A 13,291-nucleotide genomic window follows, 5' to 3' on the forward strand; every position below is an offset into this window, starting at 1 on the left:
GGTCCTTGCCAGATCCGTACGCTTCGCAGCGATCCACTCGAAGTAGGTAGACTCTAGCCTCCTCGCCAACTATGTTGAAGCGAACGCTGAGGGAAGTCAAAAGGATTTGCCATTCGCTTTGACTTCCGGCAGTGCCCACCTCATACCCCACCGATTCCAGACCTCCCCTGGTTTTCCCATCTGTGCCTTTTCAGGAACATGCTATGCCGTCTGCCTTGCTGACGAAGCCCATGGTACGCACCCTCATGGTGTTGGGCCTTTTGACTGCCACCTGCCATCAACTGCCAGCTGAAGAGACTCCTTTTGATCCCACGCGTTTGGAAGTCACCACGCTCGCCACGCAATTGAAGCAGCCTATGGAACTGGCCGTCGCTCCGGACGGTCGGATCTTCTATATCGAAATCAAAGGCCAATTGAAGGTCTACGATCCGGTGTCGCGACAAACATCGCTGGTCGGCGAAGTGGAAGTCACCACCGCGCAAGAGAACGGTCTGATCGGTCTCGCACTCGATCCGAACTTTGCCGAGAACAACTGGCTCTACCTTCAGTACTCGCCACCGGAGTTTTCCGGTCAGCATGTCAGCCGCTTCACCGTGGTCGACGGCAAGCTTGATATGGCCAGCGAAAAGCTGCTGCTGAAGTACGAAGAACAACGTCTGCAATGTTGCCACCACGCCGGCTCGCTCGAGTTCGGTCCGGATGGTTGCTTGTTTATTGGCACCGGCGACAACACGCACCCGCACGGCGACTCCCATGGTTACGCCCCGATCGACGAGCGCGAAGAGAAGTTCCCCTGGGATGCTCAGAAGTCGGCCAGCAACACCAAGAGCTACAACGGCAAGGTGCTTCGTATCCGTCCGATGGCCGACGGCACCTACGAGATCCCCGATGGTAACTTGTTCCCCAAAGATGGTTCGCAAGGGCATCCTGAAATCTATGTCATGGGCTGCCGTAATCCATGGCGCATCAGTGTCGATCAGAAGACTGGCTATCTTTACTGGGGTGAAGTCGGCCCCGATGCCGGCAACGATGGCCCGCGCGGACCACGTGGTTACGACGAAGTAAACCAGGCTCGCAAGGCAGGCAACTTCGGTTGGCCTTACTTCATCGCCGACAATCAGCCTTACCACGACGTCGACTTCACCACCGAGAAAATCGGTGCCAAGTTCGATCCGGCTCATCCCGTGAACGAATCGCCGAACAACACCGGTATTCGCGATCTTCCGCCAGCCACCGAAGCGTTCATCTACTATCCTGGATCCGCCTTCGAGAAATTCCCGGAAGTGGGTTCCGGCGGCCGCACGGCATGTGCTGGTCCTTCGTACGACTTCGATCCAGCGAACCCCAGCCAGACGAAGTTCCCGCCGCACTACAGCCGCTGCGTGTTCGTCTATGAATGGACCCGGCACTGGATTCTGGCGGTTCATTTGACCGAAGAATCGGACATCGCCAAGATCGAACCATTCATGCCGGATCACAAATTCACGCGTCCGATCGACATGCAATTTGGCCCCGATGGTGCTTTGTATGTCGTCGAATATGGCGAAACCTGGGGCGTCAACGACGACGCCAAGTTGGTCCGGATCGACTACGTTCGCGGCAACCGACCGCCTGCCGCCATCGCCGCTGCCGAGAACAATACCGGCAAAGAGCCCTTGGCAGTCAAGCTTTTCAGCGAAGGCACGCTCGATAAAGATGGCGACGCGCTCAGCTATGCCTGGTACAAATATCGCGCCGGCGAACAGAACCCGAAGCCCGTTCTGATCTCCAAGGAAGCCAACCCGGAGATCGCCTTCACCGAGCCAGGCGTCTTCAACGTCGAGTTGAAAGTAACCGACCCATCTGGTGCGGAAGCGGTCGCTTCGGTTCCCGTGATCGTCGGCAATGCTCGGCCCCAAGTTTCGTTTGTGTCGCCCGTCGATGGCGAATTCTTCGATTCCGTCGCGGCGATTCGCTACGAACTGAAGGTCAAAGATATCGAAGATGGCACCTCCGACTTTGAGGAAGCGGACGAAACGGGTGCCGACGAGATCGATCAGGAAGCTCCGCGTCGTACGGCGCTGAATTTGAGCCTGGGAACCGGTAGCATTCCACGCGGTCCTGGCGGAGCGATCGACGACAACGATCCGATCGGGCTTCGCTTGATGAAGAAGAGCGACTGCTTCAACTGCCACGCAGTCGACAGCCTGCGAGTTGGTCCTCCGTTTTTGAAGGTGGCCGAAAAGTACCGTGGCAACGCGGAAGCTTTGGAAGCCTCAGTCAAACGCGTACGTGAAGGATCGGCAGGCGTCTGGGGCAAAGTCCCGATGCTGCCTCACTCGCAGCACTCGGTCGAAGAGATTCGCGACATGGTGAGTTGGGTTTATACACTTGAGAAAGACAACGCCGTCAAAGTGTTCGACGGGTTTGTCGGCAACATCGAACTGACGCCAGCGGAAGTCGAGAAGGCTGGCTACGTTCAACTCGAAGCGAGCTACCGTGATCTCGGCAACGGCGAAATTCCACCGCTAGTGGGTACCGCCAAGATCTATCTCCGACAGCGCAAGGTGGAAGCGGAAGATGCCGACGAAGTGCATGGCCCACGCATCCTGGGTGGACACACCGCTTCCGGCGGCAAGTTCCTCGGCTCGATCGATCACGACACCTACGCTCGTTTCGATCAGATTCCGATGGATCACGTCGGAGGGCTGACGTTCCGCGTCACCTCGGCAGGCTCTGGCGGTCGGATCGAGGCACGTATCGACGCCCTGGATGGCCCAGTTATCGGTTCGGCTGACGTTGAAGTGAATGGTAGCTGGGATGGCTTCCATGACGTCACGTCGAAGTTTGAACCGCAGAGCGGACGTCACGATATCTTCGTCGTGTTTGTCAATGAAAATCGCCGCGGAGGTCTGATGAACCTCGACAGAGTTACTTTTGAGCCCGTGAAGAACTAGTCCCGCTTGAAAGCGACCGGCATTCCCTGCTTTTGGGGAATGCCTAAAAATACGATACCTACCCTTACGGGCTAGTAACAAACACACCTGCCGCCGAATCTTGACACAATTGACTTGAGCTCCTTTTCCACACAACTCACTTCTGTTAACTTTGGATCAAAAGTTTTCCGTATTTTTTAGTTTTTTTCGCTATTTACGATTGCAGGCAGTCCAGGGAAGAACGATAAAAGCCGTAGCGATTTAGAACCCACTCTTGATCTCTTTACGGCGTGCAAATTAGCACTCTGTGAAATCATCTATCCAGGGTCTCTCTTTCGCGCCACTTATCATTCTCGCGATATCTTCGTTCCCGTCCTCGCTGCAGGAGCCTCAACCATGCCGCATTCGTCTGTTTTGATGCGTCGACACCCTAGAGCTTTTACTCTGGTCGAGCTGCTAGTCGTCATTGCCATTATCGGCGTTTTAATTGCCCTTCTGCTACCTGCAGTCCAACAGGCTCGTGAAGCCGCTCGTCGCTCGCAGTGCATTAACAATCTGAAGCAAATTGGTCTGGCGGCGCACAACCACCACGACACGTTCCTGAAGTTCCCAGCCGCGTTGTATAACCACAACAACGGCTATGCTCCCAACAACGAATCAGATCAGATTGGTCCGAACTGGGCCGTCAAGCTGTTGCCTTTCGTCGAACAGTCGGCCCTGTACGACATCTTCGAGGTGAACGAAAACAACGCCAACACGGTCGACAAGTGGCAGCGAGACGTGACCCTGCCCAATGGTCAGCTCGCCCGGGCCCAAGAGATCCCTGCTTACATGTGCCCATCCGACGCGGCATCGAAGACGCCTTACAGCGGTGTTGGCGGCAACTGGGGCCGTGGCAACTACGCTGCCAACGGCGGCTTCGGCTCGTGGTGGACCGATGGTCAATCCTACACCCCGAATGGCTACAGCACTTCGGTGAACTCCGACGGCTGTTTCACCGTGAACAAGGGCCGCAACATGGCCGCTGTGACTGACGGCACCTCGAACTCGGTTCTGGTCGCTGAAGTCCGTATCGGTGAAGTCGATACCGATCAGCGTGGCGTGTGGGCGATGGGCGTTTCAGGCTCGAGCATCGTCAACAACTTCTCGCGTGGTGACTGCCACGGCCCGAACGACAAGAATGGCAACTCGGACGACGTCTACGACTGCCAGGACTTCGCCGATGGCACCGGCGGTTGCTGGGAAGGTTGCACCAACACCCAGGCCGTGGCTCGCTCGCTGCACCCCGGCATCGTCAACGTGGTGATGATCGACGGTAGCGTCCGTAGCGTGGCCGAAACAATCGACCAGCCAACGTGGGCCTTCATGCATGCCATCCGCGATGGTGTGCCTTACCAGAAGCCGTAGTCCCAGCTTCGTCGACATCAGGACGATCCGCAGCGTATCTCCTCCGTTGCGGATCGTTTTCTCACTTGATCCCACGACGCAGTCGTTTGGCCAAAGGGGCATTGGCCCAACGTCTGTGGTCGTGGGTACTTTCTTCCAATCTCTCGATTGAAAAGGTCCTCGAACGTGACTGCTTCTCGCCTGTTTCTTTTGCTTGGTGCTTGTACGTTTCTATTCGCCAGCGGCTGTGGTGAAGCCGGCTCGAAAGTCTCTGGCACGCTCTCCAACGGCGGTGAGTCGCTGCAAGTCAGTGACCAAGGAGACCTGCAGATTCACTTCATCCAAGAGCAAGGTGGCACGTTGACCGGTCAGACTTTCATGACCAGTGTCGATTCGAGTGGCCATTTCGAGGCGGAAGTTCCTGCGGGCGAATATCGGATCGCGGTGCAGCAGTTGGATCCCTATCCGAACGTCGATAAGCTGAAGGGGAAATTCAGTCAGAACAAGACCCCGATCAAGCAAGCCATCCAACCTGGCGACAAACTGGAAATCGACCTCAGCAGCTATGAAAAGTAACGCCAGTAAATATCTCGCCCTGGCAATCACTCTTCTTCTCGTCGCATCGGTGGCCTGGTTTATTACCCGGCCACGTTGGCCTCGCCCGAATCCCGATCTTTCTGGAATGGTTCAAGCCCGTGTGCCATTCCCGATTGTCTTCACCTCGCGCAGCAACGATGCCAGCATGCGAGCGGCAGCCGACGAAGGAGAGCAGTTCAGCTATCCTGGTCAGTCGCTATGGCAGGCCAGCGAAGGACGGCTGCGGATGCTTTTGCCCAGCGGTCAGGTCAGCGAGCTGACTTGGGAAAAGCCGTTGCCGGATGGCTCGACGCTGATCGACGTGATGAGCCCCAGCATCTCGCCCGATGGACGAAAGATCGTCTTCGCCGGTCGCAAGGCTGCACCAGACGCGGGGCACTTCCGCTTGTACGAGATCGGCGTCGATGGCGAAGGACTTCGGCAACTGACTGGCGGCCCGGACGATATGGGATGCACGCAAGTTCCGCCGATGCGTTATGCCGAGCACGGCACTCAGATGCTAAGCGACGACGAACGTCGAAAGATCGACTATGACGATGTCGATCCGACGTACGCCCCTGGTGGGCATATCGTCTTCGCCTCGAGCCGTACCCCAGACCTCGGGCGTGACCACGCGCGAAGAAGCACGACGCTGTGGATCATGAACGAAGATGGCCGCGACAAGAAGCCTTTGTCAGCTAATCGTAACAACGACCGCTGGCCCTGGATCGCAGACAACGGCTACATCGTCTTCAGTCTCTGGAGCCGCAACCGAGAAGTGGTCTCGGCGGATCAACGTTCAATCGTGCCGATCAGCACGGTCGAAAGCTCGGCGACGCTTCCGACCGATCAGTGGCTGGGGGCCCACATCGAACCCAACGGCGACTACTTCGGCAGTGTGCTCAAAACGCGAGAGCCCGTCTGGCGTCCGCGTCGACTCGAAAACGACAACTTCGCCTTCATGACGCCAACCGCAGATGGCACGCTGACCGTCGTCCAAGCTAAGGCTGGCACCATTTCCAGCTCTCCGAGTTCGCTTGCCGCCGACTCGAAGCTGCCTGCTTCCAGCGATTCGGCAGTAGTTGCTGGGCCAACGCAAGATCAAGCGGGAAATCCTCTGCAACTTGCCACGCCGTCGATGGGACCAGGCCACAAGATCTTGCTTGCCGGCAATGTAGCCAGCGACTCGGGGGAATGGAGTCGAGAAAACTTCGGCATCTACATGGCGGAAGATAACTGGGAACGCGGCAACTCGGCCGAAGAGATGAAGCTGACCCAGTTGTTCGACGATCCGCAACTGGTCGATGCCGAGCCGGTCGCTGTGATGCCACGACCGATTCGGTACAACTATCAAAGGTTGGAAGTCGACCAGGGGATGGCAACCGTCGCGATGATCAATGGCGAGACGCATGTCGGGCCGACCGCTCGGGTCCACAACTCGGCGATCTACCTTGAAAACAATCGCGACGCCCCAGGACAGATGCCTACCCAGGGAGACTCGCCGATCTTCAGCGCACCGCCGCGTGATTTGATCGAGAAGATCCATATCTACGCATCGCATCGCGATCGCTTCGACGCGCCGGACACGCTACGCGTACCAGGTGGATTTGAACTGGTTCTGGAGGTTCCGATCGATCAAGACGGGTTCGAGTTCCGCATTCCGCCCGGTTCGCCAACCGTGCTGGCCGGGATCGATCCTAAAGGGAAGATCGCCAGTTGGCAGGGGAGGGGACTGAACGAGGATGGCGAGATGCCTCGATTCTTCGCCTTTGCCGGCGACCACTACAGCGGCGCTCGACCTGGATTTACGCACTTCTGCACCGGCTGTCATACCGGGCACAGCGGCACACCGACGCTGCGTAAGCCGCCGAAATAACGGCGTCCGCTACCGTTGCCGATTACGCAATTCGGGGCGATCTCGCGTGAAAATGCATGTTTCAGGCGAAAGTAAATTGCCGCTAACGAATCGCTTAGGTGATTTTAAGGAACTCTATCTTCCTTAACATTTTCCGCCCGATGTGCCATTACAAAATAAATATTTTTTGGCACAATTCAAATTACATCGCGCGGGCCGAATTCGATTCGACAGCCTCCCCGTCGCGACTTGTCACTCAGGCCCGATCGATTCGCTTCTCGATTTAGGCCAAGCCTCTTAATCTCATCTTCTCAACTTGAGGAACGCTCATCATGCGCGTCGTTGGACTCGCCGGACGCTCTCGGCACGGCTTTACCCTGGTCGAATTGTTGGTGGTGATTGCCATCATTGGTGTATTGATCGCACTGCTGCTTCCCGCGGTACAGCAAGCCCGCGAGGCAGCTCGTCGCATGCATTGCGGCAACAACATGAAACAGATGGGGATCGCGATTCACAACTATCACGATACCTATCGCTACTTTCCACCAGGCCGCGTTCAATCGGGCGAGCCTTATTGGGGTAACTGGTGCATCGCGATTCTGCCATTCATCGAACAGAATGCCCTGTACGAATCGTACGATCACACAGTGACCTGCGACCATGCCAACAATGCCGACGAAGTGAAGATGCGACTGGAAGCGTTCATCTGTCCTAGCGACACGATGCCGACTCCGATTCGCCAGCCTTCGTCCGGGTTCGCTCGTGACGCCCACGCCATGTCCTACAAAGGGATGAGCGGGTACGTCGAAAACGAAGCGTACAACTGGGACCACATCAAAGAAGTTGACATGACGACGCAGAAGTGGAAAGGCATCTTCCACAGCGTCGGCAACTACAACAACGACAAGCTGAACTTCGAGAAGATGGCCTCGGTCACCGATGGCACTTCCAACACCTTGATGGTGGGTGAATTTCATCAACCGAAAGATGAAGCTGGCCGTGGCGCCTTCTGGGCACACTCCAAGTGGGGCTATGGTGTCGGGTACGTGATTCTCGATCCGTACATCTTCGGCAACGAATACAACACCTGCACGGCCAATACCAGTACGAACGTTTGCCGACGGGCCTGGGCTTCGCATCACCCCGGCGGCATGAACTTCCTGCGTGCCGATGCGTCGACGTTTTTCCTGCCAGAAACGATCGACCTGCGTATCTTCGGCGCTCAAGCGACGATGGGCAATGGCGAAGTCGAGCGGATCAACTAGTCCGCTTTCGTATTATCGCGTTGCTCTCTCTAGCTTAGAAAATCAAGGATCCATCATGAGAAGTTGCCATCCCATTACGTTCGTGGTGTGCGGTCTGGCCGTTGCCCTTCTGACCGGCTGCGGTCAATCGCAAGGCGAGTTCGTTCCCGTTTCCGGAAAGGTGACCGTCAAAGGAAAGCCGCAAGCGAACCTGATTGTTAGCTTTCTTCCGGTTGCCGATGGCGAAGAAGCGGTCGTTGCCTCTTCCGGCCTGACCGACGACGAAGGGAACTTCACCCTGAAGACGTCGGGCGCGGAAGGGACTGAAGGAGCCATGATTGGTCCCCACCAGGTGCGGATTCGTAACCGCATTGTGCTGGGGGCGGAAGATGCGACGGTGCCTGAGAAGTCGTCGACGGTCCGCTTGCCTGCCAAGGCGACCGACGGCAGCATGACCGTCGAGGTCCCGCCCGAGGGCCTCGACGATCTGCAGTTTGATCTCTAAAGATCTTAGACTGGCCACTTTTTACCAAGAGCCTTTTGCTGCATCTCGGTAAGCTGCTTGATGCCACCCTTGGCCAGCTTCAATAGTTTGGCCAGCTCTTCTTCGCTGAAGGTGGCTTCTTCGCCGGTCCCTTGGATCTCGATGAACTTGCCGCTGCCAGTCATCACGACATTCATGTCGACCGTGGCGGCAAAGTCTTCGACATAGTCGAGGTCGAGCACAGGGGCACCGTTGACGATCCCGACGCTGACCGCGGCCAAGCTGTCTTTGAACACTGGTCGCTTCGGATCTGGCAGTTCAATCGTGCTGATCGCATCGGCCAAGGCGATGAACGCGCCGGTGATGCTGGCGGTTCGCGTGCCGCCGTCGGCATCCAGCACGTCGCAGTCGACCGTGATCATCTGTTCGCCCAACGCTTCCAGATCGACGACAGCTCGCAAGCTTCGACCGATCAACCGCTGGATCTCGGTGGTGCGTCCATCGACCTTACGAACTTTACGCGTCGGCGTACTGCCTGGCAGCATGTTGTACTCGGCGGTGACCCAGCCCTTTTCGCTTCCCTTCAACCAAGGTGGAACCGACGACTCGACACTCGCGGTGCAAAGCACGGTCGTGGTGCCGGCTTGGATCAAGACACTGCCGGCAGCGTTCTTGGTGTAGCGACGCTTGATTTTAATCGAGCGAAGATCGGAAGCAGAACGGCCATCGTGACGGGGCATGATGTTTTCCTTCTCAGGCCTCAAGGGGCCAACATAAAAAAGCCAGGAGTGGTTGCTCCTGGCTAAGGGATTTGCCAACGAGGGCTTGGCTGCAAGTTGGTTCTAGTCGACGTGAATCTTGTCGACGGCTTCGGTCAGCAACCAGACCAGCAGACCCTTCTGGGCATGCATACGGTTGCCGGCCTGTTCGACGATGCGGCTGGTTGGGCAGTCCATCACTTCGTCGGTCACTTCCTGACCTCGCTTGGCAGGCAAGCAGTGTAGGAAGATCGCGTCCTTTTCGGCAGCCGCCATCAGCTTGCCATTCACCTGGAAGTCGGCGAAGTCTTTCTCGCGTTTGGCTTGTTCCGCTTCCTGACCCATGCTGGCCCAGACGTCAGTGTAAACCGCACAAGCACCGGTGACCGCTTCGATTGGGTCGCTGGTCTGTTCGATCTTCGCGCCGGGGGCATGCTTCAAAACGCGATCGATGAACTCTTGCTCGATTTCATAGCCCTTGGGCGCGGCGATCGAGAAGGTCATGCCGGTCTTGGCACATGCCAACGCCAGGCTGCGCGAAACGTTGTTGCCATCCCCAACGAACGTCAGCTTCTGGCCTTCCAGCTTGCCGAACTCTTCATGAATGGTCATCAGGTCGGCCAGGGCCTGGCACGGATGGCACAGGTCGGTCAGGCCGTTGATGATGATGGTATCAGCGTACTTGGCCAACGTTTCGACCTTCTCGTGTCCTTTCGCACGACAGACGATCACGTCCAGGTACTGACCAATCACGCGGCTGAAATCTTGCGGAGCTTCCCGCTTTCCCCAGCCGACATCTTCGCCGAGAAAGAGACTGCTTCCGCCAAGCTGAGCCATGCCGGCCTCGAAGCTAACACGCGTACGCAGCGACGGCTTCTCGAACAACAGCCCGGCCACTTTACCCTGCAGGACAGGCTCGCGGACGCCCGACTTCAAGCGTGCTTTGAGCTGATGCCCGAGCTCGAAAATTCGCTTTAGTTCGTCGTCGGAAACGTCAAATAAGCTCAAGAAATGTCGCATGGAAACGATCTCACGAAGGTAAGGAGGCGTACGGTGCCCCAAAAAAGAGATAAGGACTACTCTGCCGTGGTGGGCAGATTCTTCAGAACGTCGGCCAGAATGTCACAACCATGATGGACTTCTTCCTCGCTGACATTCATGGCTGGCAACAAGCGAATCACACGACCTTGCGTGCAGTTGATCAGCAGTTGCTTTTCGAGGCACGCCTTCACGGCAGGAGCACCATCGACCGAAAGTTCAACGCCGATCATCAGGCCTGCGACGCGAACCTCTTGAATCAGATCGCACTCTTCCTTCAAAGCGGTGAGTCGCTCGCGGAAGATTTCGCTGATCTGCTTGGCTTTTTCCAGCAGGTTATCACGTTCGATCTGCTGGATCGCCGCGATGCCGGCTCGGGCAGCCAACGGATTGCCACCGAATGTGGCGGCATGCATGCCAGGCTTCAAGCTGGCGGCAATTTCAGGCGTGGTCAGCATGGCACCGCCAGCGACACCACCACACAAGCTCTTGGCCAGGGTCAGAATATCGGGCTGAACACCAAAGTGCTGATAGCCAAACCATTCGCCCGTTCGACCGCAACCGGTCTGCACTTCGTCGAAGATCAGCAGCAGGTTGTTTTCGTCGGCGATCTTTCGGAGACCTGCCAGGAATCCTTCCGGCGGAAGCTTTACGCCCCCTTCCCCCTGGATCGGTTCGATCATGATGGCACAAGTATGCTCGTCGACCAGATCACGAACCGCTTCCAGATCGCCGTGAGGAGCATACGTGAAACCAGCCATCATTGGGCCGATTCCCTGGTGATACTTTGGCTGCGCGGTCGCGGTGACGGCACCGTAGGTTCGACCATGAAAACCACCGAGGAAGGTGATGATCTTGTACTTTTCGTCCGGCGTGTGCAGACGAGCCAGCTTGATCGCGGCTTCGTTCGCTTCCGCGCCGCTGTTACAGAAGAAGGCCTTGCCGCCAAAGCTGCGGTCGGAAAGCATCTTCGCCCATTCGCCTTGGACATCCATGTGCCAGGTATTAGGAACATGGATCAGCGTGGCGACCTGTTCTTGAACGGCAGCGACGACCATGTCGGGGCAGTGCCCCAGCAGGTTGCAGCCCCAACCCGGAAAGAAGTCGAGATACTCTTTCCCTTCAGCATCCCAAACCTTGGAACCTTCGCCACGCACCAGGTTCACCGGATAGCGGACGTAGTTCGGCACCACGTACTTTTCAAAAAGCTGAACGGTGTCCGCAGAGCTTAGGTGCTCTTGATCGGTGGTCGACATGGTTGGTTCTCCAAGACCGGGTTCTTCAACTAGGAAAGTCAAAGGACATCGGTCGGACGTAATAAGTTCGTGTTAGTGAGCGAAATCGCTCGAGGCGACTGCACGCGACTGGCCAAGGGCGAATCATCGTGCCGCGGTGTTGTCTTGAGGTTGGCTCCCTGGTTCGGATGACGAAAGTCAGGGAACAGCCAATGCCGGGAGGCCAATCGTCGCCTGGTTACAGGACGATTTCGGTGCCCACCCCAGTGTTGGTGTAAATTTCCAGCAGCAGCGAGTGACGCAGACGGCCGTCGATAATGTGGACCTTGCCGACGCCCCGTTCGAGCGTCTCAAGGCAGGCTTCGACCTTAGGGATCATACCCGAGGCGATCTGCCCAGACTCAATCATGCTCAACGCCTTCTCGCGGTTGAGCGAGTGGACGAGCGTGTCGGGATTGTCTTTGTCGGTACGCACACCATTGACGTCGGACAGGAAGACCAGCTTTTCGGCGCCCAGGGCTTCGGCAACGGCATTGGCGGCCGTGTCGGCGTTGACGTTCAGCTTCTGACCGGTCTTCTTGTCGATGCACATGCTCGGGATGATCGGCACCTGGCCGGCGTAGCACAGGTTCTCGATCGTCGCACGGTCGACTTCAGTCACGTCGCCAACGTGGCCCAGATCGATCTCTTCGCCATCTTTGCCAGGCAAGGTCATGCGTTCGCCAAACAGCACGCATTGCGGATCGAGGTTCAAGCTCATCGCGCGGCCGCCGATGTCTTCGATCTCTTGCGTGATGTTGCGACAGACTTTGCCGGCCAGAATCTCTTCGACGATCTTCAGCGTGGCGTCGTCGGTGTAGCGACGTCCCTGGATGAAGTGGGGCTCGATCTTCGCTTCGGCCATTGCGCGGCTGATGGCAGCACCACCTCCATGGATAACGACCGGACGCATGCCGACGGTTTCCATGAAGACAATATCAATCAAACAGTGACGAAGTGCGTCTGGATTTTCCATAACGCTTCCGCCCAACTTGATGACCGTGACTTTGTTGCGGAAGCGGCGGATCCATCCCAAGGCTTCAATCAGGACGTCCGCTTTTTCGATGGCTTCTTTCAATGATGGATCTCTTCGTGGAGTGGAGCGAGCTCCGAGGTTCGAACGCTGTCGAACAAGACGGGCCAAATGACGACAGATCGGGAAGACGCAATTCCCCTGTCAAGACACCCTCTGTCCGGGAAAACCCAACATTTTAGGGTGTCTGAAATCAGTGTGTCAACGCAAGACTGCCCAGTTTCCCTAACAAGCCCCGGGATTTGGAGGCCAGGCAATGAAGTTCGAGAGAAGAGAGGAAATTACTTACGTTTGAGTTCCAAATTGGCCTCGGACGTGCCTCCGGGTGGCACTTCGAAGATAAGCTCGGTGTCGTTATTGTACCGGGAGGGAACCCGTTCTTTCGTAAGGCCCAGGATCTCCCCATTGGGACCTTCTTTTCCTACGACAGTGCTGACAGAAACGCGATGTGGCCCAACCAAGGCTCCCGTGCCGTCGTACAATGAGACAAGCGAAAAGCGTCCTTCTGGGTCGGATCGAGCGTATGAACCTTGGCCTGCTTCCAACTGACCGGCCGCCGCCATGGGCTCGAACCCGATGACAGCATCGGCGAGCGGTTCTCCATCGAGGGTCACGACCCCTGATACGGGGACAATCTTCTCCGACGAAAAACAGCCTGAAAGAACGAGCAGCGGCAACAGCATCCCCCAAGATCGCATCATGGAACTATCCTTCTGGCGGCAAGCGAA

Annotated in this window: 11 protein-coding genes; 6 read left to right on the top strand and 5 right to left on the bottom strand. The window is 57.0% G+C overall.

The genetic code is table 11. The annotated features are described in order from the left end of the window. Positions 1 to 230: 230 nt before the first annotated feature. The 6 genes from AB1L30_RS19380 (at position 231) to AB1L30_RS19405 (ending at position 8,481) form a co-directional block, all read left to right on the top strand. The gene (locus tag AB1L30_RS19380; protein ID WP_367015122.1) at positions 231 to 2,936 is read left to right on the top strand and encodes a PQQ-dependent sugar dehydrogenase; all 2,706 of its coding nucleotides are present in this window, start codon (positions 231 to 233) and stop codon (positions 2,934 to 2,936) included. Between the two features lie 375 nt (positions 2,937 to 3,311). Further along, positions 3,312 to 4,322, top strand: coding sequence for a DUF1559 domain-containing protein (locus AB1L30_RS19385; RefSeq protein ID WP_367015124.1), 1,011 nt, complete (start codon positions 3,312 to 3,314; stop codon positions 4,320 to 4,322). A 165-nt stretch (positions 4,323 to 4,487) separates the two neighbouring features. Continuing rightward, on the top strand, positions 4,488 to 4,877 hold the full coding sequence (locus tag AB1L30_RS19390) for a hypothetical protein (protein WP_367015126.1): 390 nt from the start codon (positions 4,488 to 4,490) through the stop codon (positions 4,875 to 4,877). Between the two features lie 106 nt (positions 4,878 to 4,983). Beyond that, positions 4,984 to 6,753, top strand: a complete 1,770-nt coding sequence (locus AB1L30_RS19395; RefSeq protein ID WP_367015128.1) for a hypothetical protein — start codon at positions 4,984 to 4,986, stop codon at positions 6,751 to 6,753. Between the two features lie 311 nt (positions 6,754 to 7,064). Next, positions 7,065 to 7,997: a DUF1559 domain-containing protein gene (locus AB1L30_RS19400; RefSeq protein ID WP_367015130.1), complete on the top strand. Its 933-nt coding sequence runs from the start codon at positions 7,065 to 7,067 to the stop codon at positions 7,995 to 7,997. A 55-nt stretch (positions 7,998 to 8,052) separates the two neighbouring features. Then, positions 8,053 to 8,481, top strand: a complete 429-nt coding sequence (locus AB1L30_RS19405; RefSeq protein ID WP_367015132.1) for a hypothetical protein — start codon at positions 8,053 to 8,055, stop codon at positions 8,479 to 8,481. A gap of 5 nt (positions 8,482 to 8,486) precedes the next feature. Here the strand turns inward: AB1L30_RS19405 and rph are convergent, their stop codons facing one another. The 5 genes from rph to AB1L30_RS19430 form a co-directional block, all read right to left on the bottom strand. Then, entirely contained in the window at positions 8,487 to 9,200 is a 714-nt protein-coding gene (gene rph, locus AB1L30_RS19410; RefSeq protein WP_367015134.1) for a ribonuclease PH, read from the bottom strand. A 102-nt stretch (positions 9,201 to 9,302) separates the two neighbouring features. Next, positions 9,303 to 10,238, bottom strand: coding sequence for an ornithine carbamoyltransferase (argF, locus tag AB1L30_RS19415; RefSeq protein ID WP_367015136.1), 936 nt, complete (start codon positions 10,236 to 10,238; stop codon positions 9,303 to 9,305). Between the two features lie 56 nt (positions 10,239 to 10,294). After that, positions 10,295 to 11,512 carry an aspartate aminotransferase family protein gene (locus AB1L30_RS19420; RefSeq protein ID WP_367015138.1) on the bottom strand — a complete coding sequence of 406 codons (1,218 nt, stop codon included), beginning with the start codon at positions 11,510 to 11,512 and terminating at the stop codon, positions 10,295 to 10,297. 217 nt (positions 11,513 to 11,729) lie between these two features. Then, on the bottom strand, positions 11,730 to 12,608 hold the full coding sequence (argB, locus tag AB1L30_RS19425; protein ID WP_367015140.1) for an acetylglutamate kinase: 879 nt from the start codon (positions 12,606 to 12,608) through the stop codon (positions 11,730 to 11,732). A 236-nt stretch (positions 12,609 to 12,844) separates the two neighbouring features. Further along, a complete protein-coding gene (locus AB1L30_RS19430) occupies positions 12,845 to 13,264 on the bottom strand; it encodes a hypothetical protein (protein ID WP_367015142.1) in 420 nt (139 codons plus the stop codon). Positions 13,265 to 13,291 lie beyond the last annotated feature (27 nt).

The sequence above is a fragment of the Bremerella sp. JC817 genome (assembly GCF_040718835.1).
Classification (GTDB): domain Bacteria; phylum Planctomycetota; class Planctomycetia; order Pirellulales; family Pirellulaceae; genus Bremerella.

Excerpts from the sequence above, each read along its gene's own strand:
- AB1L30_RS19405 (WP_367015132.1), top strand. The coding sequence starts at position 8,053 with ATGAGAAGTTGCCATCCCATTACGTTCGTGGTGTGCGGTCTGGCCGTT.
- AB1L30_RS19385 (WP_367015124.1), top strand. The coding sequence starts at position 3,312 with ATGCCGCATTCGTCTGTTTTGATGCGTCGACACCCTAGAGCTTTTACT.
- AB1L30_RS19395 (WP_367015128.1), top strand. The coding sequence starts at position 4,984 with ATGGTTCAAGCCCGTGTGCCATTCCCGATTGTCTTCACCTCGCGCAGC.
- argF (WP_367015136.1), bottom strand. The coding sequence starts at position 10,238 with ATGCGACATTTCTTGAGCTTATTTGACGTTTCCGACGACGAACTAAAG.
- rph (WP_367015134.1), bottom strand. The coding sequence starts at position 9,200 with ATGCCCCGTCACGATGGCCGTTCTGCTTCCGATCTTCGCTCGATTAAA.
- AB1L30_RS19430 (WP_367015142.1), bottom strand. The coding sequence starts at position 13,264 with ATGATGCGATCTTGGGGGATGCTGTTGCCGCTGCTCGTTCTTTCAGGC.
- AB1L30_RS19420 (WP_367015138.1), bottom strand. The coding sequence starts at position 11,512 with ATGTCGACCACCGATCAAGAGCACCTAAGCTCTGCGGACACCGTTCAG.
- AB1L30_RS19380 (WP_367015122.1), top strand. The coding sequence starts at position 231 with ATGGTACGCACCCTCATGGTGTTGGGCCTTTTGACTGCCACCTGCCAT.
- AB1L30_RS19400 (WP_367015130.1), top strand. The coding sequence starts at position 7,065 with ATGCGCGTCGTTGGACTCGCCGGACGCTCTCGGCACGGCTTTACCCTG.